The sequence below is a fragment of the Priestia sp. 3CA3 genome, from assembly GCF_056836725.1.
This window is the reverse complement of the sequence record NZ_JBXENJ010000002.1, coordinates 783,791-808,100: the sequence shown is the minus strand read 5'-3', so window position 1 is coordinate 808,100 and position 24,310 is coordinate 783,791. Positions and strand designations below refer to the sequence as shown.

29 protein-coding genes and 2 pseudogenes are annotated in these 24,310 nt (G+C 36.7%); 23 read left to right on the top strand and 8 right to left on the bottom strand.

Translation table 11 applies throughout. The features are described 5' to 3' along the window. The coding region (locus AC1VNJ_RS09440) for an IS3 family transposase (RefSeq protein WP_482640703.1) at window positions 1-121 on the top strand (121 nt) is incomplete at its 5' end. A 154-nt stretch (window positions 122-275) separates the two neighbouring features. Continuing rightward, window positions 276-377: pseudogene (locus AC1VNJ_RS09435) on the top strand (esterase); the annotation flags it as partial. Between the two features lie 221 nt (window positions 378-598). On the opposite strand, the gene AC1VNJ_RS09430 reads toward AC1VNJ_RS09435, so the two are convergent. After that, complete coding sequence (locus tag AC1VNJ_RS09430; protein WP_165636196.1) at window positions 599-757, bottom strand: hypothetical protein; 159 nt, start codon at window positions 755-757, stop codon at window positions 599-601. Between the two features lie 83 nt (window positions 758-840). After that, the gene (locus tag AC1VNJ_RS09425; RefSeq protein ID WP_047750082.1) at window positions 841-1,050 is read right to left on the bottom strand and encodes an alpha/beta-type small acid-soluble spore protein; all 210 of its coding nucleotides are present in this window, start codon (window positions 1,048-1,050) and stop codon (window positions 841-843) included. A 513-nt stretch (window positions 1,051-1,563) separates the two neighbouring features. Between AC1VNJ_RS09425 and AC1VNJ_RS09420 the strand changes: the two genes are divergently transcribed. The 10 genes and pseudogenes from AC1VNJ_RS09420 to AC1VNJ_RS09375 all read left to right on the top strand — a co-directional run bounded on the left by AC1VNJ_RS09420 (window position 1,564) and on the right by AC1VNJ_RS09375 (window position 8,719). After that, window positions 1,564-1,770 (top strand): hypothetical protein, encoded by a 207-nt coding sequence (locus AC1VNJ_RS09420; protein WP_154989905.1) that lies wholly within the window; start codon window positions 1,564-1,566, stop codon window positions 1,768-1,770. 133 nt (window positions 1,771-1,903) lie between these two features. Continuing rightward, on the top strand, window positions 1,904-2,086 hold the full coding sequence (locus AC1VNJ_RS09415) for a hypothetical protein (protein WP_482640694.1): 183 nt from the start codon (window positions 1,904-1,906) through the stop codon (window positions 2,084-2,086). 218 nt (window positions 2,087-2,304) lie between these two features. Continuing rightward, window positions 2,305-3,048: an HAD family hydrolase gene (locus tag AC1VNJ_RS09410; protein ID WP_482640693.1), complete on the top strand. Its 744-nt coding sequence runs from the start codon at window positions 2,305-2,307 to the stop codon at window positions 3,046-3,048. Between the two features lie 125 nt (window positions 3,049-3,173). Then, complete coding sequence (locus AC1VNJ_RS09405) at window positions 3,174-3,362, top strand: hypothetical protein (RefSeq protein ID WP_482640692.1); 189 nt, start codon at window positions 3,174-3,176, stop codon at window positions 3,360-3,362. A 183-nt stretch (window positions 3,363-3,545) separates the two neighbouring features. After that, window positions 3,546-3,884: a CotD family spore coat protein gene (locus tag AC1VNJ_RS09400; protein WP_028414903.1), complete on the top strand. Its 339-nt coding sequence runs from the start codon at window positions 3,546-3,548 to the stop codon at window positions 3,882-3,884. 201 nt (window positions 3,885-4,085) lie between these two features. Next, complete coding sequence (locus AC1VNJ_RS09395) at window positions 4,086-4,193, top strand: YjcZ family sporulation protein (protein ID WP_081213975.1); 108 nt, start codon at window positions 4,086-4,088, stop codon at window positions 4,191-4,193. Window positions 4,194-4,476: 283 nt separating this feature from the next. Continuing rightward, window positions 4,477-4,629 carry a YjcZ family sporulation protein gene (locus tag AC1VNJ_RS09390; RefSeq protein WP_013058439.1) on the top strand — a complete coding sequence of 51 codons (153 nt, stop codon included), beginning with the start codon at window positions 4,477-4,479 and terminating at the stop codon, window positions 4,627-4,629. Between the two features lie 191 nt (window positions 4,630-4,820). Continuing rightward, window positions 4,821-5,045 (top strand): annotated as a pseudogene (locus AC1VNJ_RS09385) (helix-turn-helix domain-containing protein); the annotation flags it as partial. A 1,591-nt stretch (window positions 5,046-6,636) separates the two neighbouring features. Next, window positions 6,637-7,995 carry an SLC45 family MFS transporter gene (locus AC1VNJ_RS09380; protein ID WP_028414902.1) on the top strand — a complete coding sequence of 453 codons (1,359 nt, stop codon included), beginning with the start codon at window positions 6,637-6,639 and terminating at the stop codon, window positions 7,993-7,995. A 166-nt stretch (window positions 7,996-8,161) separates the two neighbouring features. Next, window positions 8,162-8,719: a sugar O-acetyltransferase gene (locus AC1VNJ_RS09375; protein ID WP_033580019.1), complete on the top strand. Its 558-nt coding sequence runs from the start codon at window positions 8,162-8,164 to the stop codon at window positions 8,717-8,719. Window positions 8,720-9,021: 302 nt separating this feature from the next. Here the strand turns inward: AC1VNJ_RS09375 and AC1VNJ_RS09370 are convergent, their stop codons facing one another. Beyond that, the gene (locus AC1VNJ_RS09370) at window positions 9,022-9,570 is read right to left on the bottom strand and encodes a TetR/AcrR family transcriptional regulator (protein WP_154989911.1); all 549 of its coding nucleotides are present in this window, start codon (window positions 9,568-9,570) and stop codon (window positions 9,022-9,024) included. Between the two features lie 216 nt (window positions 9,571-9,786). Between AC1VNJ_RS09370 and AC1VNJ_RS09365 the strand changes: the two genes are divergently transcribed. Together AC1VNJ_RS09365 and AC1VNJ_RS09360 are read left to right on the top strand one after the other, a co-directional pair. Continuing rightward, complete coding sequence (locus AC1VNJ_RS09365; RefSeq protein WP_482640691.1) at window positions 9,787-10,650, top strand: aldo/keto reductase; 864 nt, start codon at window positions 9,787-9,789, stop codon at window positions 10,648-10,650. Between the two features lie 58 nt (window positions 10,651-10,708). After that, window positions 10,709-11,119: a cupin domain-containing protein gene (locus AC1VNJ_RS09360; RefSeq protein ID WP_047751802.1), complete on the top strand. Its 411-nt coding sequence runs from the start codon at window positions 10,709-10,711 to the stop codon at window positions 11,117-11,119. A 112-nt stretch (window positions 11,120-11,231) separates the two neighbouring features. Here AC1VNJ_RS09360 and AC1VNJ_RS09355 read toward each other — a convergent pair whose 3' ends face one another. The 3 genes from AC1VNJ_RS09355 to AC1VNJ_RS09345 form a co-directional block, all read right to left on the bottom strand. Further along, window positions 11,232-11,939 carry an SDR family oxidoreductase gene (locus AC1VNJ_RS09355; RefSeq protein WP_098112457.1) on the bottom strand — a complete coding sequence of 236 codons (708 nt, stop codon included), beginning with the start codon at window positions 11,937-11,939 and terminating at the stop codon, window positions 11,232-11,234. 131 nt (window positions 11,940-12,070) lie between these two features. Then, the gene (locus AC1VNJ_RS09350) at window positions 12,071-13,240 is read right to left on the bottom strand and encodes an MFS transporter (RefSeq protein WP_482640690.1); all 1,170 of its coding nucleotides are present in this window, start codon (window positions 13,238-13,240) and stop codon (window positions 12,071-12,073) included. Window positions 13,241-13,320: 80 nt separating this feature from the next. After that, entirely contained in the window at window positions 13,321-13,830 is a 510-nt protein-coding gene (locus AC1VNJ_RS09345) for a cyclophilin-like fold protein (RefSeq protein WP_482640689.1), read from the bottom strand. 178 nt (window positions 13,831-14,008) lie between these two features. Between AC1VNJ_RS09345 and AC1VNJ_RS09340 the strand changes: the two genes are divergently transcribed. After that, window positions 14,009-14,911 (top strand): LysR family transcriptional regulator, encoded by a 903-nt coding sequence (locus tag AC1VNJ_RS09340; RefSeq protein WP_482640702.1) that lies wholly within the window; start codon window positions 14,009-14,011, stop codon window positions 14,909-14,911. Between the two features lie 154 nt (window positions 14,912-15,065). Here AC1VNJ_RS09340 and AC1VNJ_RS09335 read toward each other — a convergent pair whose 3' ends face one another. Then, window positions 15,066-15,491 (bottom strand): MerR family transcriptional regulator, encoded by a 426-nt coding sequence (locus AC1VNJ_RS09335; RefSeq protein ID WP_050690266.1) that lies wholly within the window; start codon window positions 15,489-15,491, stop codon window positions 15,066-15,068. Between the two features lie 318 nt (window positions 15,492-15,809). On the opposite strand from AC1VNJ_RS09335, the gene AC1VNJ_RS09330 reads away from it, so the two are divergent. The 8 genes from AC1VNJ_RS09330 to AC1VNJ_RS09295 all read left to right on the top strand — a co-directional run bounded on the left by AC1VNJ_RS09330 (window position 15,810) and on the right by AC1VNJ_RS09295 (window position 22,867). Then, window positions 15,810-16,661, top strand: a complete 852-nt coding sequence (locus AC1VNJ_RS09330; RefSeq protein WP_482640688.1) for an aldo/keto reductase — start codon at window positions 15,810-15,812, stop codon at window positions 16,659-16,661. Between the two features lie 321 nt (window positions 16,662-16,982). After that, window positions 16,983-17,138: a hypothetical protein gene (locus AC1VNJ_RS09325; protein ID WP_242614906.1), complete on the top strand. Its 156-nt coding sequence runs from the start codon at window positions 16,983-16,985 to the stop codon at window positions 17,136-17,138. Between the two features lie 279 nt (window positions 17,139-17,417). Beyond that, window positions 17,418-17,747: a PadR family transcriptional regulator gene (locus tag AC1VNJ_RS09320; RefSeq protein ID WP_028409849.1), complete on the top strand. Its 330-nt coding sequence runs from the start codon at window positions 17,418-17,420 to the stop codon at window positions 17,745-17,747. Then, window positions 17,734-18,297: an HAAS signaling domain-containing protein gene (locus AC1VNJ_RS09315; protein WP_028409939.1), complete on the top strand. Its 564-nt coding sequence runs from the start codon at window positions 17,734-17,736 to the stop codon at window positions 18,295-18,297. The genes AC1VNJ_RS09320 and AC1VNJ_RS09315 overlap by 14 nt, the downstream gene beginning before the upstream one ends. Then, window positions 18,287-19,150: a DUF4097 family beta strand repeat-containing protein gene (locus tag AC1VNJ_RS09310; RefSeq protein WP_482640687.1), complete on the top strand. Its 864-nt coding sequence runs from the start codon at window positions 18,287-18,289 to the stop codon at window positions 19,148-19,150. The genes AC1VNJ_RS09315 and AC1VNJ_RS09310 overlap by 11 nt, the downstream gene beginning before the upstream one ends. 376 nt (window positions 19,151-19,526) lie before the next feature. Then, the gene (locus AC1VNJ_RS09305; RefSeq protein ID WP_482640686.1) at window positions 19,527-20,693 is read left to right on the top strand and encodes an alanine dehydrogenase; all 1,167 of its coding nucleotides are present in this window, start codon (window positions 19,527-19,529) and stop codon (window positions 20,691-20,693) included. Between the two features lie 21 nt (window positions 20,694-20,714). Then, complete coding sequence (locus AC1VNJ_RS09300; protein ID WP_482640685.1) at window positions 20,715-22,133, top strand: sodium/glutamate symporter; 1,419 nt, start codon at window positions 20,715-20,717, stop codon at window positions 22,131-22,133. Between the two features lie 347 nt (window positions 22,134-22,480). Then, window positions 22,481-22,867 (top strand): hypothetical protein, encoded by a 387-nt coding sequence (locus tag AC1VNJ_RS09295; RefSeq protein ID WP_482640684.1) that lies wholly within the window; start codon window positions 22,481-22,483, stop codon window positions 22,865-22,867. A 153-nt stretch (window positions 22,868-23,020) separates the two neighbouring features. Here the strand turns inward: AC1VNJ_RS09295 and AC1VNJ_RS09290 are convergent, their stop codons facing one another. Continuing rightward, window positions 23,021-24,133 (bottom strand): type II asparaginase, encoded by a 1,113-nt coding sequence (locus AC1VNJ_RS09290; protein WP_482640683.1) that lies wholly within the window; start codon window positions 24,131-24,133, stop codon window positions 23,021-23,023. Between the last annotated feature and the right edge of the window lie 177 nt (window positions 24,134-24,310).

Sequence of the window (24,310 nt, the reverse complement as noted above, 5' to 3'; positions counted from 1 at the left end):
TACTACGACCACCATCGTAGAGCAAACCGTCAAAAACTATATTACGTATTATAACAATGCCCGTATTCAAACAAAACTAAACAACCAGTCACCGGTACAATATCGGCAACTGGTCGTTTAAAAGGTGTTTTGATCCCTGTCTCAAAAACAGGGGTCAGTCCCTTTCGATAGAGAGCTTTTTTACATGTTGTTTCTAACAATTGGTATTATGTTAATAAAGAGATGGTTAGATGCTTCACGGCGTCTTGATTCGTTTGTTCAAGATATAGAAATATATTCAACTTTATGGCATTGGACATATTGGGTTGCTTTCAAATAGTCAGGTTAACGCGTACATAAAAGAAGGGCTGAATGGCGAGAGACAAAATACAAACTAATTATTTTTCAGGTGGACAAGGCAGGCTCGCCTTTTATATATTGGGGATTAGACCGTTTGCCTTTGTGTTTCACCAGTATAGACCTAATGAAACACACCCGAAGTCACAGTATTTCCCCCGTCGAAATAGAGTAGACTGCTAAAAGTACCTCGGTTAATTGAGGTACTTTTATAGGTTCTTATATAAAGAGTCCGTGATTAAAAACTGCTTAAAGTGTTTTTTTAATCGCGCATTGCGCCTGCTTCTCGAGAAGTCATTGCACCTTGTCCTTCATTTATGTCTCTTTGGATTTCTTGTTTTACTTTTTGAGCATTTGTTGCAGAAGCTGCTGATTTTTCAGTAAAGCCGGCATTTTCTTTAGCCGGTTGATTTTGCTGCATATAATCTCTCCTTCCTTTTTTATTCGTACAAAAAGGAAGAATGGAGATCCATTCTTCCTTCAGCCATCAATTATAAAGTTGTCTTAGAAGCGTCCGCCGCCAAGTTGTTGCTGAGCTAATTGAACAAGACGTTTTGTGATTTCGCCGCCTACTGATCCGTTTGCACGTGCAGTTGTATCAGCACCAAGGTTTACACCAAATTCGCTAGCGATTTCATATTTCATTTGATCGATTGCTTGTTCAGCACCGTATACTAATAATTCGTTGTTGTTGCTGCTTTTGTTGTTTGCCATGTTGTGTCACCTCCTTGTTTTCCTTAAGTTTCCTAGAGGACAAGAAGTATATACATGGTAATTTGTGGGTGTTTAGACCTTATCATTTAATGATACTAAAGAGTAGAAACAAGTTACGCTGTGAAAAGTGGAATTACATGTTTCATTTCCTTGTGAAGAAAACTATACGCTTGCCATGTGTAGGAGAAAGAATGACAGTTCATTTGTCATTCTTTTTTCATGTTCAAGAGTATACTAATTGAATGACAAAGGACTAACTCTTTAAAGAATTAGTCTTTGGATTAATAAAAATGATTGCTTTTTATAGCTATTTTAAGAAGTGTGTTTAGTTATTCTTCCTCTGTAAATTCAGTTTTGACGTTTTAGTTTCCCCATTTCGTAAAACAATTAAGCATGTTGTACATATCTCTTAGCAACAAGTATCTAATTAATTCTGGGGAAATAAAAATATAACTTAACCTTCCACTTATTTTATCTTCAAATTTTCAAACAATAGGGCTAGGAGGTGTTTTTATGCCAAAGAAAGACTTTAAAGGCGTTGATAATTCAGGAATTGCAGAAAGAGTTGATTATAACAACTATAAAAATAAAGATAGCAATAATGATCCTACGCTTAACCGTATTGTCGAAGAAGACGGACGTGCTCTTGACCCAAGGGAATCCTTAGAAAATTTCTTTACTGACCTTGAAGGCGAAGAGCCACAAGAAATTACAACGTAATAAAAAAAGTAGAAAACGGCGGATCTTTTTTAGCGAAAAGACCTATGAAACGTAGCTATTTTTATTAGAGGATCTGCTGTAAACGAGTTAACATGATTTAAAAAAACGAGGGCTATTAATAGAGGTGAAGTTAATGTCGCATACAGAAACTGAACGAACAACGTATATGTATGATCCTTTCACTATACAAGGTCTTGAAATGAATATACCTAAAGAAGACGAAGGCAGCCAACCGCTAATAAATCGTTCAGGACTGAGTACCTCTACGTTCAAAACAAATATGAATAGAGAATATTTTGAACGTTATATTTATTAGCAGGAATATTCTGCAGCGTTTTATTTTATAAAAAGATCCTTCTATTTTATATGTTAGAAGGATCTTTCCACTAAATATTCTCATTTCAGTGTAGTAATCAATTACTTGTGCCTAAGGTATTGGAAAATTCATCTTGGTTTTAGGCGTGGATAGGTAAAGCGGTTAGTATATATATATATATATTGTCTGTACATCCATTGTAGAAAGGATTTCACGAAATGCAGAAGCAAACCTTACTTTTTAATTTAGACGATACGCTTGTTCACTGTAATAAATATTTTAGAGACACCATAAATGCTTTTGTGGCTCAATTGCAGGAATGGTTTGAGAAGCTGACTAAGGAAGAAATAAAACAAAAGCAGTTAGAGATAGATTTAAAAAGCATCGAAAAGTACGGCCTTCACTCTTCCCGTTTTCCAGAATCATTAGTAGCTACTTATTTGTTTTTTAGTGAACAAAATCATCAAGATATTCATGAAGGTAGAGTCGAAAGAGTCAAAAAAATTGGTCAAAGTGTATTTGAAGTACCGGTAGAGCCTTTGCCAAATATGTATGAAGTATTAGATAAGCTTAAAGAACAAGGACATGATCTCTACTTACACACAGGTGGAGACGAGGAAAATCAAGGTAGAAAAATTGTTCAGCTAGAGCTAGCTAAATACTTTGAAAAAAGGGTATTTATTTCTGAACAAAAAGATACATCTGCATTAAAAGAGATACTAAACCAAATTAAGTACGATCCAAAAAAGACTTGGATGATTGGCAATTCATTAAAAACCGATATAAGACCGGCAGTAGAAGTTGGGATACATGCGATTCACGTACCTTCTGAACTGGAGTGGAGCTATAACCAAGTTGAAATTGATATTGCGCCAAAAGGTAAAATGATAACCGTTCATTCACTGCTGGAAGTTCCAGAAATCATTCACAAGCAAGCTCAAGAAACGGTTGTGTCCACCTAAGGTCATATGTAAACAAAATATACAGAAACAGCTAACCGTTGATTAAACCTTACCTAACAGTAGCCAGATAAAGCTCTTATGTTTTTTCTAATCAACTCACATACTATACAGAGGAGGTGACTGATATGGGAGGTCAATCCAAAGAATCAGAAAGAATGATATGTGAAGATCATAATTCTCCAGTTGATGAAAGAAGCTACGATTTATACGAAGCGACGCGTAATTCACTTTTACGTAATGAATTAGACGATAAAAACAAAACCATTTTAAATAATATTAATAACGGAGCGATAGATGTTAATCTTGAGGAATAATGGGCATTAAAAAACCTTTTATTTCTTAGTATCATAGCTATGTTACTAAGGATACACATTTTTTCTCTTAGTAAAAAAGACCCTAACTATTTAGGGTCTTTTTTAGGTATTTGTCCAAACATTCTATTGTTGTTTCACATACAGTAATAGGAGTCTACTAACAGAAAGGAGAAGATTTTTAATATGAGAAACAACTATCCTTATCAGCACTCTAATTACGGTGGTTATCACGGGGCTATGTATCCTCAGCAAGGTAACTGTGGTTATCCTCAAGCTAAACCTTGTGGTCAATTGCCTCCTCAAACCATGCCTGCTCAGTATGACCCAGTTAAACAAAATACATCTTTTACTGGTCAAGATGTGTTTGTGCCAGTGGTGCATCCGAGTCATACTACAAATGTTTATCAAAAAAATTATAAATATATGCACTCATTCCCGCATACAGAATCCGTTGTATGTCAGGAAACGCACCAACATTTTTGTGCTCCAAGCTGTCCTCCTAGACCTCGTCCGTGGTGCTGATAGCCAAAAAAGTCCCTTCATTTTAACAATGAAGGGTTTTTACTATGTGAAATTTAGGATGTTATTTAGCTATCGTTAAACAAAATAGCCCATTTTAGACCAAAATCCAATCGATATGAGCTGTGTCTACATATAATACCTTAACCCATGTAAGTTTAAAGTTTTTTCCTTTAGTTAAATATCACGAAAGGAAGTGTTTATATGTCTAGTTATGGTGGAGCTGGTTCTGGTTTTGCTTTATTAGTTGTTCTGTTTATTCTTCTTGTCATTATTGGATGCAGCTGTTACGGCCGCGGATTTGGCTGTTAATAACAATAAAAAAGTCTTTCTCTAATTTGAGAAAGACTTTTTTATTCGAGGTTGTGAGGGAGTGCTTTTATACGCAATAGAACTGATTGGGCGGAATTCAAACACTCTATTGCAGAGGGCGTAAAACTCGTATATGGGATCTGAGGATGCTTCATTGTATGTAAAAGAAACTAAAAGGTTATTGTTTTTTTATAGTGATATAAAACGTAGTTTATCCACTTCGTGGAGCACATTTCGTTTTTTATCATATGCTAAATGTATGAAGAAGAAGGAGGTGGAGTTTATGTTCTTTGGCGGTTATGGCGGAGGTTGTGGCTATGGTTATGGCGGCGGCTGCGGTTACGGCGGTGGCAGTGGTTTTGCTTTAATTATCGTGCTGTTTATCTTATTAATCATTATTGGCTGTGCTTGTTGGGGAGGATTTGGCGGTTGCTAATTATTAGCCTGCCTTTATCTCTAACTTAAAAAAGTTAGCTTTATGCTAGCTTTTTTTCTGTGTTGAATTTGTACATGTCCAGTGATTACGCTTTATATTTGCCGCGTTAACCAATGGTTTACAGCTTGTTACTAAGCGTTTATGGAATTTTTTACATATTTATTGTAAGCTAAGCCTTAGAGGTGATGAAAGTGAATTTAGGGGAACAGCTGCAGAAGCTAAGGGAAGAAAAAAAGATGTCCAGGGAAGACCTAGCTGGGGAAATGAATGTATCTAGACAAGCCGTCTATAAGTGGGAAAATAATAAAGGGTATCCGGATATTGAGAACCTTATTAAGTTAAGTGAGCTTTATAATGTGACGCTGGATGAATTGATTAAGGGAGATCAATCATTTCAAAGCAAAATAGCAATTGATTGAAAAAAGAGCGAGGATTTTTCAGATCCTGGTTTTGTGGTTGGAATCATTCTTGTATTCGTAGGGTTATTTTTAGATTTAGGTAAATTTTCAGCGGGGGTTACCATACTAGGTTATCTAACGATGTTTTTTTATGAAGATTTAATGAGAATGTTTTGGAGTATAAAAAGGGATTTTCAGGAAGAAAGGTAAGTGGACAGGCTTTAAGGAATCTTAAAGCCTGTTTTTGTACTTGTAGTCATACAAACATTAACATTGGCTATTATTTTCTTTTAGAGGGTTTATTAAATATGAGTAATATAGATAAAGATGTTAGTAGTAAGGAAACGAACGGTTTTTCACAAAATTTCGTAGTCTAATTCACAGTTTCGTCTGTAAACGAATGGTTTACGGGCGATTACCATACGTTTTCGACTCTATGGTTTTTTTGTATGATTTAGGTGTTTATGTTAAGTTATGGGTATGCTTCAATTGTTTTAGAAAGGAGTGAATTTATATCTTAAAAACAGTAGTTGCTGCAATCGTTGCGGGGGTTTTATTTAGCTTATGTGCAAAAGTAATGATGCATACAAGATGGTCAAAGTATTTTCTAAAAGCAAGTGAAGCTACTCATAGGCCAATAAACTTTGTTCTTCAGGGAGCTTTGTTTGCGATTATCATGTTTATTATGCTTTTAATTGTAAAACCTTTTACATAAGAAAGTAGTGTGATAGCTAAAGGGATCAACTCTTAAACATTCCTAATTGGTTACCAAAATATTTGCCCGGGAAATGGGGCGATGTTGTTTTCTCTACTGAACCAGCTATATAGGGATATTAACAGTTTTTAGAAAGGAGTATTGGATGTTAGTTAAAGCACTAATTACAGCAATCATTGGAGGCATTCTGTTTCCATTGTTTTTCAAGCTATTTACCCGAAAATCCTTAGGTAAAAAGACTACTAGCCCTGTCAGTCAAGGATTTTTCTTCGCGGTTATCTTCTTTATAATCCTTATGGTTACAAAAACCTTCAGTTAAAGTTATATTACAGATAATCTCTGTTCTATTATGGATTGCTCCAGAAGGAAATTAAGTGAATTAAAGGAACTCAAACCCAAGGAATACGTATATTCTTTGGGTTTTTTATAAGATTTCAAGAGTAAAGCCTCCTTTGACTTAGAAATATTAAAGCGATGATAATGAGTATGTACGCATAGCGTCACGAGATTCGAAGGTCTTTAAATATTTAAAAAATAATTTGTGCAAACGATTGCATTAAATTATTAGTTTAGTATATAATGTTCAAATAAAAGTATTCTAATGTTTTTAATAATTAGATTTTATGAAACTTTTAAGAAGGTATAAGCGATAGTCAGCAGCTTACGGATGAGCAGATAGTGAAAATTCTTACATACTCAAACAGCATTTTTAGACAGGACTATTAGTTATGCCGTATTCCTGAAGTAATCTAGCAAAATAGAAAACAGCCAGCCAAAGACACTAACATTTACAGTATTCATCGTTGTTTTGAAAACGTTCACAACGAATGTCGTAGCACTTTACATCAGAACATCTATCTTTTGCGGCTGTTAATTGAATCATAGGAGGCAGTTATGTTAGAAGAAAGAATCGTTGAAACCAGTGAAAAAAGCGTTCAGCCAAACTTACCTTATCTACCGATCAGTACCATATGGTTAATTAGTTTTGGATTTTTAGGTGTACAAATGGCATTCTCATTACAGAGTTCAAATATGGGACGCATATTTCAAACAATCGGTGCTGATCCAACTACATTAGGCTTTTTCTTTATTTTACCGCCGTTGGCCGGTTTAGTGGTTCAGCCCTTAGTTGGTTATTTTTCAGATCGTACCTGGATGCCAAGGCTTGGCCGTCGTATCCCCTATCTACTGATTGGCGCAATTGTAGCCGTAATTGTTATGTGTTTGCTGCCAAACGCCGGCAGTTTTGGTTTTAGTGCGGTGGCTGCTATGACTTTTGGCGCCATCACTATTTTGTTTATGGACGTATCATCAAATGTAGCCATGCAGCCATTTAAGATGATGGTTGGAGACATGGTCAATGAAGAGCAAAAAGGGTTTGCCTATTCTATTCAAAGTTTTCTATCAAACAGCGGTGCTGTGCTAGCCTGTATTTTCCCTTTTGTTTTAACGGTATTAGGCGTATCAAATAGTGCACCAAAAGGGGTAGTACCACAATCAGTTGTTATTTCATTTTATGTTGGAGCCGTTGTGTTAATTATTTGTAGTTTATTTACAATACTTAAAGTAAAAGAATATTCACCTGCAGAATTTGCAGCATACCATGGTATTCCAGATGAAGCTACAAAAGAAAATGTAAACGTTTTTAAACTGCTTCGCAACGCTCCAAAGGTTTTTTGGACGGTCACACTTGTTCAATTTTTCTGCTGGATGGGCTTTCAATATTTATGGACATACGGTACAGGTGCAGTCGCTGAAAACGTTTGGTATACGAATCAGCCGTCTAGCTCCGGCTATCAAGCAGCTGGTAACTGGTTCGGCATTTTATCAGCTGTACAGTCGATTGCCGCAGTCATTTGGTCACTAGTTTTGTCACGCGTAGCCAACAACAAACGTAAGCCAGCGTATGCTTTTAGTTTACTGCTAGGCGGTATTGGTTTTGGATCTGTCTTTTTTATTCACAATCAATGGATGCTGATTGCTTCATTTATTTTAATTGGCATCGCTTGGGCTGCTATGATGACGTTTCCGTTCACGATGCTTACGAACGCCCTGTCAGGAAAGAATATGGGAACATATCTAGGGTTATTTAATGGAAGTATTTGTTTGCCGCAAATTATAGCTTCTTGCTTGAGTTTTGCTTTGTTCCCAATAATCGGATCTTCTATGCCGGGCATGATTTTAATCTCAGGTATTTTACTTGCTACGGGAGCAGCGTCTGTTTCGATTATTAAGGAAACATATACAAAGTAATTAGTAGCTGTCCATGGTACAAAAGCAGCGTGGTTTCTTAGCTTTTTTGTGTTCGAGCTATTGACCGGAATCTATAAACATCTTATTTTTGTATTGACTATCATGATAAAATGTAAACGAATTCAATCTAGTGGGAAATTTGATAACAAGAATGGAGAATGAATCAATGAAAACTGAAAAAGAAAAAATGGTGGATGGCGAGCTGTATTTTCCAGCAGACCAAGAATTAGTAAAGGACCGGGAAGATGCAAGAAGGCTTGTTCGTTCGTTTAACGGTACAGATGAGACGAATTATGAAAAGCGTACGGAGTTACTAAAGGAACTATTTGGTTCAACAGGAGAACGCATTTACCTTGAATCTAACTTTCGATGCGACTACGGATACAATATCCACGTAGGAGAAAATTTTTATGCGAACTTTGACTGCACACTTTTAGATGGGGGACGAATTACAATAGGGAAGAACTGCATGATGGCACCGGGCGTACATATTTATACGAATACTCATCCTGTGAATGCAGAACAGCGAATTACAGAAGTTGAATATACCAAGCCCGTCACGATTGGAGATAATGTATGGATTGGGGGACGAGCTGTCATCAATCCAGGCGTTACAATTGGACATAATGCTGTAGTCGCTTCCGGAGCTGTTGTGATAAAAGATGTTCCAGATCATGTAGTAGTGGGAGGGAACCCCGCAAAGATTATAAAGAAGTTGGATTAATTTTTACTAGCTAAACATTGTTTATAAATTAACTAAAAAATAAAGAGTTATTCCCGATAGAAATGACTCCTTCTGTAAAAATCAATATCCGTTAAAAAAACAAAATGTTTGAGCAGCACTAAACCTATGGATACTCAGCAGGTTTAGTGCTGTTCTTTTATGTTGAGAGGATCTCTTTATCTGACTGCAAGTCATATCATCTCTAACTCAGCTTATTAATATAATCTTCTAATAAGAAAGTTTCTGCCACTTTTACACTTTGGGGGAATTTTCATTTATGTGTACGTATAAAACGGATTAAATTATTCCAAATTCCGATCTAACAATATGCCGGTTTGCTCGGCTATTACATCGGTTGGAACGTGCATCCCGTTTTTAAACCACCATTCTACTGTCCCTACAACGGCCGAGGCAAAGAACTGAATAACAACCTCTTTACGAAACCCTTTGTTTTCTCCTTCAGTTGTATCAACTTCAGGACCATACTCTTGGATGACTAACTCGAGAAAACGGCTGCGGAAATAATGAGCGCCTTTACTTTCTAACATGGTTGAAAAGAAGAGATGGTGACGCTCAAAATATTCAAACCAAACATAATTTCCTTCTTGGAACGTCATATCAGCAGCCGAATGACATAGTTCTTCGAGGTTGTTCATATGTTCTTCAATCATCTTATCTAATAAATCATATTTATCCATATAGTGAAGATAAATCGTGCCTCGGTTAACATTTGCTTTGTCGGCAATATCCTGAATGGTAATGTCATCAAATCGTTTTTGGGTCATTAATTCAGTCACTGCATTTTTTATAGCCTCTTGGCTTTTGAGTATTCTTCTATCCACTTTCGCCATTTTAAAAACCTCACTTTTTTTAAAAGATATTCAACAATACCTCTTCATTTGTTGAGTAATCAACGAATTGCCTTCAATTAACGATTGAAAGGATTTTATTTGCTTTTATAATTATAGACAGATGTTGATTAATCAATCAATGTTGATTTACTTTTAACAGGCAGATAGATACTTTTAAAGTATAGAAAAATAAACAATTCAAAGGAGATAAAAAACATGTTTAACGAAACGTATAAATTATCAAACGGTGTAGAAATTCCACTATTAGGTCTTGGTACGTGGCTGCTTGATGACGAACAGGCAGCTCAGGCAGTGCGCGATGCGGTATCTAGCGGGTATCGCCATATTGATACGGCACAAGCTTATATGAATGAAGCTGGCATAGGCGAAGGAATCCGTTCATGCGGTGTTGCAAGAGAAGAACTCTTTATTACAACAAAGGTTGCAGCAGAAGCAAAAACTTATGAGGAAGTTACGAATTCCATTGATGAGTCTTTAACAAAGTTGGGGCTGGATTACATTGATCTTCTAATTATCCACAGTCCACAGCCTTGGACGGAGTTTAGAGAAGAGAAACACTACTTCGAAGAAAACAAAGAGGCATGGAAAGCAATGGAGGATGCTTATAAGGCAGGGAAGGTAAAGGCAATCGGCCTTTCTAACTTCCTTCAGGATGATATAGAGAATATTCTTTCTAGCTGTGAAATCAAGCCTATGGTCAATCAAATATTGGCACATGTGAGCAATACGCCTTTGGAGTTAATTGAGTTCTGCCAGAAGAATGGCATCTTGGTAGAAGCATATTCACCAATTGCGCACGGTGCGGTTCTTGATAATAAAGAAGTGAAGGTAATAGCTGATAAATACGGAGTGTCTGTTGCTCAACTTTGCCTGCGCTATGATATTCAGCTTGGTCTTGCAGTCATTCCTAAGACGGCAAATCCAGATCATATGAGAATCAATGCAAAGCTTGATTTTGTGATCAGCGATGCAGATATGGAAATTTTGAAAAATGTCGAACCTATTCAAGATTATGGTGAGCACAGCTACTTCCCGGTATTTGGCGGGAAATTAAAATAAACGGCTAACGAATGAGCCAAGAGATACAACTATGAATGATATTATTGGAGGAATCAAAATGGCAAAACATGAAGAAGTAAAAAATGGCGTTATTTTTCCAGCAGGTGAAAAGAATGAAGCATATGCACAATTTTTCGTTGGACAAAGCTATCTTCAAACCTTAATCGCAGATCCTAAAGTGAACGTTGGAGTTGGAAATGTAACCTTTGAACCTGGATGCCGCAATAACTGGCATATTCATCGTGATGGATTTCAGCTTCTATTAGTAACGGGTGGCGAAGGTTGGTACCAAGAAGAAGGAAAACCTGCACAATTCTTAAAAGCTGGAGATGTTATTGTGACGCATGATGGTGTCAAACATTGGCATGGTGCTGCAAAAGACAGCTGGTTTGAACACATTGCCATCACTGCCGGTACGCCGGAATGGTTAGAACCAGTAACAGATGAGGAATATAATAGCATAAAATAATAGATCGTATGTATCTTAGAAGCAAAAACCCTACGGATTATTCCTAATAATCCGTAGGGTTTTTATTATGCGTTCAAGATGTCATAGGAAATAGCCTTAACGCCATAAAAGTTCACCAATTGATTTGTTTTCCATCTTTAAAAAAGCCTCCGGAAGGTCCTTCAGGTCCAATCGTTGCCAACCAAAGGATAGAACTAGCAGCTTGCTGCGGCGTTCTTGGAGCTGATGGTCCACCCATATCTGAGCTTACCCATCCTGGATCGACCGCGTTAATTTTGATATCTTTGGTGCTTTCCGCAGCTATTAATTGCGTTAAGCCATTTAGAATAAGCTTGGATAACTTATAAGCGCCCACTCCTGAAGAAGACATTTCACTCATTGCTCCATATTCGGAGGAAACATTAATAATTCTTCCGTAGGCTTGCTGTTCCATAAGAGGCATAAAGGAACGGATTACGTGGTAAGCACCGAAGAAATTCGTTTCTAGCGTTTTTTCTAGAACAGAAGGGTCCAAGTTCACTAATTTTTGATTTTTATCTAAATATATGCCCGCGTTATTAATTAACACATCTAATCGTCCATATTGTTCACTTACTGTAGCTGCAGCTTGGCGGATACTGGCTTCACTGCTTATATCCATCACTACAAACGAAACATCAAGATAAGAGTCTTTAAGTTTTTGCACGGCTTTATGTCCGGTTTCTGAATTTCGGCTCGTCAAAATGACCTTAAAACCTTTCATCGCCAATTGTCTCACTAGTTCATAGCCAATACCCCGATTTCCGCCGGTGACGAGTGCAACTTTAGTATGTTTTTCCATTTCAAATCCTCCATTTTTTATTTATTAATTCTGTAAGTATTGACTAGAATAGAATTCAGCTTTTCATAGATGTAATAAAAGAAAACAAAGGGATCCTACTAGGGATCCCGAAAGAAAGTTGCGTTAATGTCTTATTTTGAAAGTTGACTTACAGGACGTTTCATATAACTTCTTGGTAAAATAAATATTGCGCTCAATACTAATGACAAGATGCCTACTAGTACAACGTATTGTATACCCATTCCTGATATAAACAGTCCACCTACGGCTGTACCAATGGTTGTTCCTAAGTTAACGGATGCTAAAAATAATCCATTCGCGAAATCAGGGGCTTCTGGAGCTGCGGAGGAAATCCAATATTGATTAATATTCGTTCCTATACCAGCAAATATTCCCCAAACTAAAGTCATGATAGCCATCGGCCAAGTAAACTGTCCGATGAAGAATAAAATGATGTAAACGATTCCCAATGCGAAAGGGAAAACGACTACAGTTTTAATGGCATTTTTCGTAAGTAATTTCCCTGCGATAATGTTTCCGATAATATTTGCCACACCGTACAGAACCAGCATGAAACTAATTAATTGTCCAGAGAGGTTCGTAACGCTTTTAAGATACTCAGCAAGATAGCTATATACCCCAAATACTGCTGAATTCAGTAAAAGGACGGCAATAATAGAAAGCCAAGTAACGGGTTTTTTTAATACGCTGAGCTGTTCTCCGTATGAAAGTCTTTCTGTAACAGGCATAGAAGGGAAGAATGCCCACGTAGCAATAAATACTATCGCGTTAATAACAGCAAAAAACGTCATTGATAGTTGAAACGAGACTGTACTTGCAAGAAAACTTGCGATTGGCACACCAAGTACCATACCTGCAGATACGCCAATAAAGACTTTTGAAACAGCTTTTGGAGCCTCTTCCTTGCTGACTGAGTTCGCTGCCATTGTAAAAGCTGCTGAAAAATAAATTGGATGAAAAATAGCTGGAATCACACGCGCAATGATGGCAATAGCAAAATTAGAAGTAAAGATAGAGATAATGTTACCTAAAATGAAAATACCAAGTACAAGCAGCATTGCCTTCTTGCGATTGACTCCCGAAAATAATAACGGCATCGTTGGACCGGATATTGACACGGTAAGCGCGAAGAGACTCACCAGCCATCCTGCCTTTGATACACTGATATGAAAGTGATCCGCAATGTAGGGTAATATCCCTATAACGCCCATTTCAGTATTGATAATACCGAAAGCTCCTAAAGTTAAGACAAATATAAGTAGCTTGTTTTGTTTAGACATAAAATAAAGATCCTTCTTTCTAAAAAATGTTGTGTTCTCGTGGCTGTAAAGCGGGTGTTTAAAGGTGTATTGTCATGTTTTTACTTAGTCACTTTTTCAATTCTACCTGTAAAATCACCATCAACATTTTCAACATTTTCTTTTCCTGATTCAATTTGACCTAGTATGATAAGGTCGTTTGTAGCATCTTCAAGACCTTTGTAAAAAATAGCTACATTTCCCCAAGGAGCGTAATAAGCAAAGTCTCCTTTTTTGGATAGGTCTCCGGCTTGTACATCATCTATAGATAATCTTTTTTGTAAAATACTAACTTTCTCTTTACCTATATAATCTTCAAACGTTACGGTTAAAGGCAGTTGAGCTAGAAAATCCTTACTTGCTGGGTTATCGTACATCCTAACAAACACTTCTTTGTTGTTGAACGTTAACTTTATTCTTGTATTTGAAATACTATCTTCTTCTGTTTGTTCTGGTACGCGGTTTAAATGCTTACTGGCATTATGGTCGGTTGCAGAAGAATGATTGTTGCCGCAAGCAGCGAGTGCAGCGCTTATTACTAAGATAGAAGGCAGATATAACATTTTTTTCATCTTAAGATCCTTTCCACATTGAATTATTAAAGATGTTGATGGTGTGATATGAACTTCTTTGTTGTTTATTCTAACGGCTTCTTCCAAATATAAAAAATACTTATATCTTATATCATGATATGTTTGATAAGCATTTCTGGAGTGTATATACTAAAGCTTATGAAAGGAGGAGAGGGATATAGAAATTCGAGTTTTGCGGTATTTTCTTACGGTTGCAAGAGAAGGAAACATCACGAAAGCCGCTGATGTTTTGCATGTGACACAGCCAACACTGTCTAGACAATTAAAAGATCTTGAACAAGAGTTAGGCAAAAAATTATTTATTCGCAGCAGTCACAGTATCATTTTGACAGATGAAGGAATGCTTCTGAGAAACAGGGCAGAGGAAATTGTTAATATGGTCGATAAATTAGAGGCGGAGTTTAGTTCCATGGAAGAAACAATAGGTGGTGATATCTATATAGGGGGCGGGGAGACAGAAGCAATGAAACATATTGCACGAGTCGCAAAAGATGTGCAGGTACGTTATCCAAATATACGATATCACCTCTACAGCGGAAACGAAGAAGATATAACGGAACGGCTTGACAAGGGGCTGCTTGACTTTGGCATTTTAATTCAACCGGCTGATATTTCAAAATACAATTATCTTAATATCCCTGCCAAAGATGTTTGGGGCGTTGTGATGAGAAGAGACAGTCCTCTTGCCCTCAAAGAAAGCATTCAAGCTGCGGATTTATTGAACGCTCCACTAATCTGTTCACGACAGGCCATGAAGCAGACATTTTCAAAAAATGAATTTTCGGATTGGTTTGGCGAAGACTTTCATAAATTAAACATCGTTACTACATACAATCTTGCATATAATGCGGCCATTATGGTTGAAGAAGGCATTGGGTATGCCATAACACTTGATAAAATAGTCAATACGTCTACTAACAGCAATCTTTGTTTCAGACCGTTACAGCCAAGACTTGAATCAGGTTTAAATATTGTGTGGAAAAAGCATCATGTTCTTTCAGCTGCAGCTGATGCGTTTTTAAAAGAACTGCAGGGGGAATTTGCACACATTCGAAACTAACAGGACATCGGTCTAGCTCAAATAAATGGAGTAAAACAGCTGTAATTGCCCGGGACATGTTAAATAGAGTGAAAGTTGAAAAACGAGTATAGTAAAAAGGCGTATCTATGCGGTATGATAGATACGCCTTTTTTCTGCTGATATAGAGGTGATGTTAAGATCCTTGGAATGGTTTATTATATAGCAGCTCCCATTCGCCAGGGTTCGTGTCATCTGGAGATAATCCGTTCATAATGTCAAGATAGTGATTTGCTTTCTCTTCCATATACTGTACGGTTCTTTTAGCTTCCTCTAACTGAGCTTGAGCAATCTCTTTTTGCTTTAAAATGATCTCATAGCGCTCACGAATGGTACTTCCACCTTCTAAACACAAATTCACATAGGTTTTAATGTCTTCTACTGTCATTCCACATTGTTTTAAAAATTTTACACCTGTAAGCCAGTTAATGGACTCTTGATCAAAAAGGCGAGTGTTGTTTTTGTCACGCTGTACACTCGGCACTAATCCTTTATCCGTATAGAAACGAACGGTATGTTCCGTTATATCAAGTAGCTTAGCTACATCTTTCACCGTATACACTTTCGCCACTCCCTAAATATTTTTTCTTTATTATTGGTTAACATCCTATCACATTCGTGTAACACGAAGGCAAGAGGAGGGTGATCGTTCAAGTTAATAAATTTGTTAGTACCCTCAAAGCAATCTAAACAAATACCCTGCAGAACATAAAGCTGAAGTATAGTTTATCCACTTCCTTCACCGTATACGCTTTAATTCCTCATTGAAAGATTTAACTTAATTTATGTAAAGTTCTTGACCTCGTGTTACACGAAGGGATTAGGATAATGTTTGTACAAGGTTAACCAAACTTACGATGTAAAACAGGAGGAATTTTATATGCAAAACGTTACTTTAAACAATGGTGTGGAAATGCCAATCTTAGGATTCGGTGTATTTCAAGTTCCTGATTCGGCTCAATGTGAACAGGCCGTATCCAACGCGCTTGAAGCAGGGTATCGTTTAATTGATACAGCGGCGGCCTATATGAATGAAGAGGCAGTTGGTGCGGCCATCAAAAAAAGCGGTATTTCAAGAGAAGAGCTTTTTATTACAACAAAACTTTGGGTTCAAGATCAAGGTTATGAAAATGCTAAAAAAGCCTTTTATGCTTCTTTAGAAAAGCTAGGGCTTGACTATCTTGATTTGTACTTAATTCACCAGCCGTTTAATGACTATTATGGCTCTTGGCGCGCAATGGAGGAGCTTTATAAAGAAGGGAAAATTCGTGCTATCGGTGTATCCAACTTTTATCCGGATCGTTTAGTTGATTTAATCCTAAATAATGAAGTTGTTCCAGCTGTAAACCAAGTGGAGAATCATCCGTTCTTTCAACAGAAAGATGCAAAAAAAGTGATGGAAGAATACGGGGTACAAATACAAGCATGGGGACCATTTGCAGAAGGTCAGAATAATATCTTCCAAAATGAATTACTTTCCGGTATTGGTGCGAAATACGGAAAAACAGTCGCACAAGTTATTTTGCGCTGGCATATTCAACGCGGTGTTGTGACCATTCCAAAATCTGTTCATAAAGAACGTATTTCTGAAAACTTTAACATCTGGGATTTCACTTTAAGTGAGGAAGACATGGCAGCTATTACTGCTATGGACAGCGGGAAAAGTGAAATCATTGATCATTTTACCGCCGATACGGCCAAAGCCTTAAATGGATGGAAAATTCATGAATAATGAAAGATTTGCACCACCTAGAAAATGAAATTTTTGATAGCAGTCTACTTTAAAACAGCCATAAAATTGGCTGTTTTTTATTGTTTGAAAATGTAAAATAACGGTTTCTTTTTTCTTCAATTTATTACAAAAAAATCAAATGTACGTAAGACATTTCTATCAAATGCGATAACAGCTGTTAAATTTTATCTTAAAAGTGATATTCTTATAAACATTCAATCAGTATGCTTTTAAAGCTATTTATGGATTTAATGTTAGAGTATGAAACAAGTATAGAGAGCCATGATTGCTTTATTATTTTAAACGAAGGATGAGTGATGTATGAACAAGCTTATAATACCAGCCGTACTAGTGATCTTCGCTTTATGGATTTTATTACAATTGGCTTTAGGAGGGGATATTTTCAAAAATCCTCTAAATTATTTTATTTTAATAACGGTTTTCTTTTTATTTATCCAACAAGCTAAGGATAAATAGCCTGACATGATCGCTGCTGTGTAGTCTATAGCTATAGACTACTTTTTCTTTTGGGTACGTTAAAATAATTTTATTTACAAGCTAATTAGAAAAGAAGATTGAACCTTGCTTTATAAAAAAACACCCTACGACTGTAAAATGGTTAAAATTAAAAAAATATTAAACAGTACCTTGCAATAAACAATAGCTGGTGATATATTGTAATTATTAGGAAATCATTATGAATCAGTACTATACAATAAACAGTAGTGGACTGTGAAAAGAAAAGGGTGAAGAACAGTGAACGTGCAATTTAAAAAAGGAGTTTTAGAGCTTTGTGTCCTTGTGTTGCTTGATAAAAAAGACCGCTATGGATATGAACTAGTTCAAAAAATCTCCGATCAAATTGAAATATCAGAAGGGTCCGTATATCCTTTGCTGCGCCGGTTAACTAAAGAAGAATACTTTACAACGTATTTAAAAGAATCTACAGAAGGTCCTTCAAGAAAGTATTATCAGCTCACAGATAAAGGAAGAGATTATTTATATGAACTTGTCGATGAGTGGAACGAGTTTTCAAGAGGTGTTAATCAATTAATTAAAGAAGGTGTGAACAATGTCAAAGAGTAGCTTTTTACAGCAATTAAATGAATCCTTAAAACCATTGTCTTCAAAAGAACGAGCAGATATTTTACAAGATTATGAAGAACATTTTTCCATCGGTTTAGAAGAAGGAAAAACGGAAGAAGAAATTGTAACGTCGCTAGGTTCTCCGAATCAAATAGCTAAAGAACTGCTGGCAGATTATCATGTTGAGCAAGCAACAGCTAAGGCAACAACTCAAAATATCTTAAGAGCCACGTGGGCCGTAATCGGTTTAGCTTTTTTTAATGTAGTGATTGTTCTTGGACCCGCCGTCGCATTAGCTGGCTTTATTTTGTCAGCTTGGGCCATAGGTCTATGTTTCTTGCTATCTCCGATTCTAGTTCTTGGTGAGGCTATTGTACATTCGAGCGGCTTTTTTCTCTTTAATTTATTTATGTCTTTAGCATTTTGCGGAATTGGATATTTTATTATGTTGGGTATGTTAGTTGTAACGAAGCTAGCTATAAAAGGCTTTGTACGTTATCTAAAATACAATGTATCACTCGTGAAAGGCGGTTTAAAACGTGCTGAATAAAAAGAAACTCTCCATTCTTGCAGGTATTCTCATCCTTGTTGGGATTATAGGAGGCCTCCTTACGTATCGTGCTATTGATCCTGAACCTATTTCAAAAGAAAAAGTTATTAAAAGCAATCAAGTATCAAAGGTAAACATCGATACGGATAATACTAGTGTTCATGTATACCCTAGTAAAGGCAATGATATCAAAGTAACATTAAAAGGCGAAACATCTCCTAACATAAAAAGAGACTTCACTACTGACGTTAAAAATTCAACGCTTTTTATCTCTTATAGTGAACAACAGCGCAGCTGGGTCAATTTTGACATTGTTAGTGTATTAAAACCGCTATCCATCAACGTTTATCTGCCTGAAAAACAGTATAATTCATTGGGGATTTCCAGCAACAATGGGTATGTGTCTGTTAAAAAATTACGCGCAGCAGATGTTTCCATTCGCGCAAACAACGGACGTGTAGAATTAGAGAACATTGATTCACAAAACTTGAACACCAGCGTACACAATGGACTTACAAGCATAAAAAATGCTGCAGCAAAAACGGTTCAAGCAAAAGGAAATAACGGGAAAATAACGCTGAGTAACGTGGAAGGTAGTTTAGAAGGCGAAACGCATAACGGAAGCATCGCTCTTGAAACAGAAGAACTTGATCGAGATATTGACTTTAAAACGCACAATGGAAAGATTAAGATTACGACGGAAAAAGAACCAAGTAACGTTCAATTTAACGTTTCTGTCGACAACGGGAAAGTAGATATCTTGAATAAATATGATGGGGACGCTGTTATTGGAAAAGGAAAGAATATTATTAAATTAGCCACTCATAACGGCAGTATTTCAGTCACAAAGTAGCCTGTTAGCTATACGGCACAAAGCTCATCTGCAAAAAAGCAGAAGCACAGCTAGCCGCAGATAATCAAAAAAGGGTTTCACTCATTGAATGTTGATGAGTGGAACCTTTTTTTCTATGCAAGGTTAATACGGTAACAGCTTGTCATGACACGTATAAACAGATGTTAATTTCAAATTATTTTGAATTTTTATTCATTTTAATTTATAATTTGGTAAGTAAATGCAGAATAAGGTTCTATTAGAACAATCTCTCCAAAGTTTGTGTGGAGCAAGATAAGGTACATTTATTTTAGTCTGAAAATTTATAATAGTTTCTTTAAACTTAAGACCACGCATGAAGGAGAGGCATTTACAAAACTAACTTAGGGGGATCAACATGGTATTTGGCGTATTAAAAGATAAGAAAGTGGGAGAATATCGAGTCATTATGACACCTTTAGAGGTTGCTGCTATTAAAGACGATGGCCATACGGTTCTTGTTCAAAAAGATGCTGGCGCCTTAGCGGGATTTACGAATGAACAGTATAAAAAAGAAGGGGCAGAAATAGTAGAAACAACAGAAGAGATGTATGAAAGATGTGACTTTATAGCAAAAGTTAAAGAAATTGAAGAAAATGAGTATAAGTTGCTCAAGGAAAATCAAATTATCTATACGTGTATCCATCCAGCGGCACACAAAGAGCAGGTACAAGCTATACTCGATAGTAAATGTATCGCGTTCACTGCGGAAGATTCACATCGATTTGGTTCAGTAAACTGTGAAGCAGCAGGAAAGCAAGGTGCGTTAATGGGTCTGCAAGCTATGCTGACAATTAACGGCGGGAAAGGGAAATTTGTTAGTGGGTTAGCTGGAGCTCCTGGTATGAAGGTACTGATTCTTGGAGGAGGACTAGTAGGAAGGTCAGCTCTGCAGGTGTTACATTCATTAGGTGCGTGGTGTACGGTTATGGATGTAAATTATGGAACGTTAAGAGATATTGGCAAAACGTATAATGAAAAAGTGAATACACAGCTATCAACTAAGCAAAATATTAAAAAATTGCTTCCTGAAACTGATATGGTGATTAACTGTGTGAAATGGCCAAAGGAACGCAAAGATTATTTAATAGATTGTGATATGCTCAATTTAATGGAAAAGGGATCAGTTATTGTAGATATTAGCAATGATACTGATGGTGCAATTGAGTCTTTCCGTGAAACAACTCATGAACATCCTACATATATTGAAAATGGTGTCGTTCATTACTGTGTAAGCAACATCCCTGGAGCGATTGCTAACTCTACTTCTGTAGCTTATGCAGCGTCCGTGCTGCCACATATTCAGTCCATCCTAAATTCGGGTGTAAAATCAGCCTGTATCAAAGATGGATTTTTAAGACGCAGCTTAACCGCTTATAAAGGATACCTTACACATGAAGAAACAAGTGCTATACAAAATAGACCTTGGGTCAGACCAGAGGACGTATTACATATACAAGGGGAAAAGCTAGACCCAGCACCACCCGCTACATCAACAAGATCAGCTGATTTATTAAGTATTTAACGTTGCAAAAGGAGGGTACAAATGACTGTATATACGATATTAGTAGATTTTGCTTGTGCCAGTGTTCTGATTTTAATAGGTATGCTGCTTCGTGCAAAATTTAAATTTATCCAAAGAAGTTTTATTCCAGCAAGCTTATTGGCAGGTTTTTTAGGTTTAGCATTAGGACCTAGCTTTTTAAACATCCTACCTTTTTCTGAAGATATTAGCTCCTACGCAGGGATTATTACCATTTTTGTATTTGCGGCAGTTGGAATAAACGGGTTTTCTTTTTCACCCGGCAATATGAAAAAAGATATTAATCGAATGGGCGCATATGCCACTTATAAAATTCTTTGTATAGGCCTTCAAATGTCTATTCCAATTGTTTTTTCTATTTTAGTAATTTCGAAGTTTGCTCCAGAAATTAATAACGGATTTGGTTTACTGCTGGCAGCCGGATTTTATGGAGGACATGGAACAGCGGCAGCGGTAGGCACAACCTTCGAAAATTTAGGCTGGGAAAATGCAACGGACTTAGGAATGACAGCTGCTACCGGCGGTATTTTAGCAGGTATTTTTGGTGGACTTATTTTTATAAAATGGGCAACTCGAAAAGGTTATACTCATTATGTAAAAGATTTTTCAGAAATTTCGGAGGATCTAAAAACAGGATTAGTTCAGCCTAAAAATAGAACGGCAATGGGGAATGACACGATTTCACCAATTGCCATGGACCCATTAGCTTTTCATTTAGCATTATTAGTTGTGCCGTCAGGTTTGGGCTATCTATTAAATAACTATATTGCTACTGCTTGGGGACTAGAATTCCCAACGTTTACAATAGCATTTTTGATAGCACTGCTTATGTACATATTGCTAGGCAAAGGAGAAAAAGGCGTTTACAAATACGTTGATAGTAAGATAGTCGATCGTTTAGGAAGTGCAGCAACCGATTTTCTTGTATTTTTCGGTGTAGCGTCAATTAAATTACCGATTGTTGTTGAATATGCACTTCCACTTGGTTTATTAATGCTTTCAGGCATAGTAGTAGTGGTGGTGATGCTAGTCGTAATTGGACCTGCTATGAACTATGAAAGCTGGTTTGAACGTTCTATATTTGTGTATGGCTACTCAACAGGTGTATTCGCTATCGGACTTACATTACTAAGAATTATTGATCCTAACAATAAATCAAAAACACTTACAGACACAGCGGTAGTTGGACCGCTTAATACGCCGTTAGAATTATTTGCATGGTCAGCAGGGCCTGTTATGCTGCTAAGCGGACAGCACTGGACGTTTGTTGGGATTTTTGCAGGAATATCTATCCTATGTTTCGTCATTGCTAGAATCTTCAAATGGTGGCACTGGAAGGTTCCTTTAGGCGAGCGTCCTCCTGTTCCATTAGATAGAAATGAAAGTTTTGTTCGAATAACTGGAGAACATCTTGAAAAGTAACGTAGGTTAAATAAAATATGCATATTAAACTTATTCTATTTATATCTTATGAATGAGAGACAAGAGCCCGTAAACGTATGTTTACGGGCTCTTACAGTGCAATGAGAAGCTTGTGATAGAGAAGGGGAATTCTTTAGTTTTCTAACAGGATTTTTCTCTTGTCTTTCCTGCTGAACGAATTGTTCGCAATGGACTTACATTAAGCTCGTGATAAGTCCTATTGTACTCTCCGTAAGCAGAAAACTTTAAAAAATATACCTTCTTTTATGCTGAAAAAGGAATATTTTTTAAAGTGATACGATACTATTTTCTGATACAACCTATTCCTGCGAAAGGAGCAAAAATAAATGAAACGATATGTTGCATACGGCTTGTTACTCACAGTGTCTTTCGTATTTGCGATTTTTTTAATTGTTGATTGGCGCCAATACGAAACTGGGTTAGAACACGCCATTAAGCCTGCTGATAAGAACTATGAGAACAGCGAAAACTATGTTTCTGACGAGCGTATGATAAATGTAATTGTAAAGCTAACGGAAGAAAGTCCTGCAACATTTGGGACGAGATTAAAAAGTGCGCAAAGAATAGATGAGAAACGTGTCCATGTGAATACCAATAAGCTAGAGGGCATTATCGAGTTAAAAGATATAGAAGGTAAGACCTTGGTATGGCGTGTGCTAGACGCCACATCAAATCATTTAATTATAGAAAGCAAGAACTGGGGAAATGAATAAGGAACCTGCTGATGGTTTCTTTCTTAATTCAAAGAGGCTGAGATAAAAGTATGTTAGTGATGTCTCAACCTCTTTATGTCTTTCTTATAAGCTGTCATTACCGATTGTTCTTAAAAAATTTGGCCAAAACAGAGGATGACAGATATTTTTGATTTAATACTCATTAAAGTAGGTTTGAATCTTTTGAGGATCCGTTGTTTTCGTTAAAGCAAGCATTAAAATAATACGGGCTTTTTGTGGATTTAACGAATCGGATGTCACAAACGTATCTTTATCATCTGATTCTTCATGTGTCACAACTCCGCTTCCTACCCGGCTAGATCTAACAATAACTACGCCTTTTTTTACCGCATCTCTAGCACCTGTTAGGGCAGCATCAGATAGCAGTCCATTTCCTGCTCCTGCAACGACTATTCCTTTTGCTCCAGCTTTTATGGCTGTGTCATAAAAGTTCCTAGAATCGTTTTGATACCCATATATGATGTCTACTTGAGGAAGATTATCTAATTTTGATACATCGAATATTGATTGTGTTGTATGTTTGCGAGTTGGTTTGTTATAAAATATTACCTTATCTCCAGCTATTTCTCCTACATATCCTTGTTCGTGAGATTTAAACGTATCTACTGCCGTTGTATGTGTTTTGGTTATATAACGAGCTGCACCAATTCGATCGTTAAGCGCTACTAAAACGCCGGTATTTCGTGCGTCTTTCGTAGAGGCAATTTTCACTGCATTATACAAGTTTAGCGGTCCATCTGCACTTATAGCGGTAGCTGGTCTCATTGAACCAACCACAACCACAGGCTTGTCACTCTTTACTACTAAATTTAGAAAATAAGCCGTTTCCTCCATCGTATCAGATCCGTGCGTCACGACAATTCCATCAACATCCTTAGAAGCTAATAGTGTATTAATTCGCTTCGCTAACTTTAACAAAATGCTGTTATCTATATTTTGACTTCCGATATTTACGACCTGTTCTCCGCTTACATTCGCTATTTTTTTCAACTCAGGAACAGCTTTGATAATTGTTTTAATATTAAGAGCTCCTGATTCATATCCAGTTGTGTCTGTGCTGCTTTCAGAAGAGCCTGCAATCGTACCTCCAGTGGCTAAAATCTTTATATTAGGCTGCTCTTCTTTCACTGAATGTTTTACAGTCATTTTAGAATCATTTACCGATGCATTGACCAATGATAAAGGTCCCGAAAATAAGATAACGCTTGATAAAAAGGTGATGCTTACTATTCTTTTCAGTTCCATCGCTACTTAGCTCCTTTTAGGCAAAAGACATGTAACGGTATTATTGGTAATTTGAATTTAAAATATCCAAGGTGCTATTTTATTAAGATCTGTATTTGAAATATCTTTCTCCAAACAAATAAATTAGAAGAAAAGGTACACGCTGTATGGTAAAATGAGTCAATAATATCGCGAATG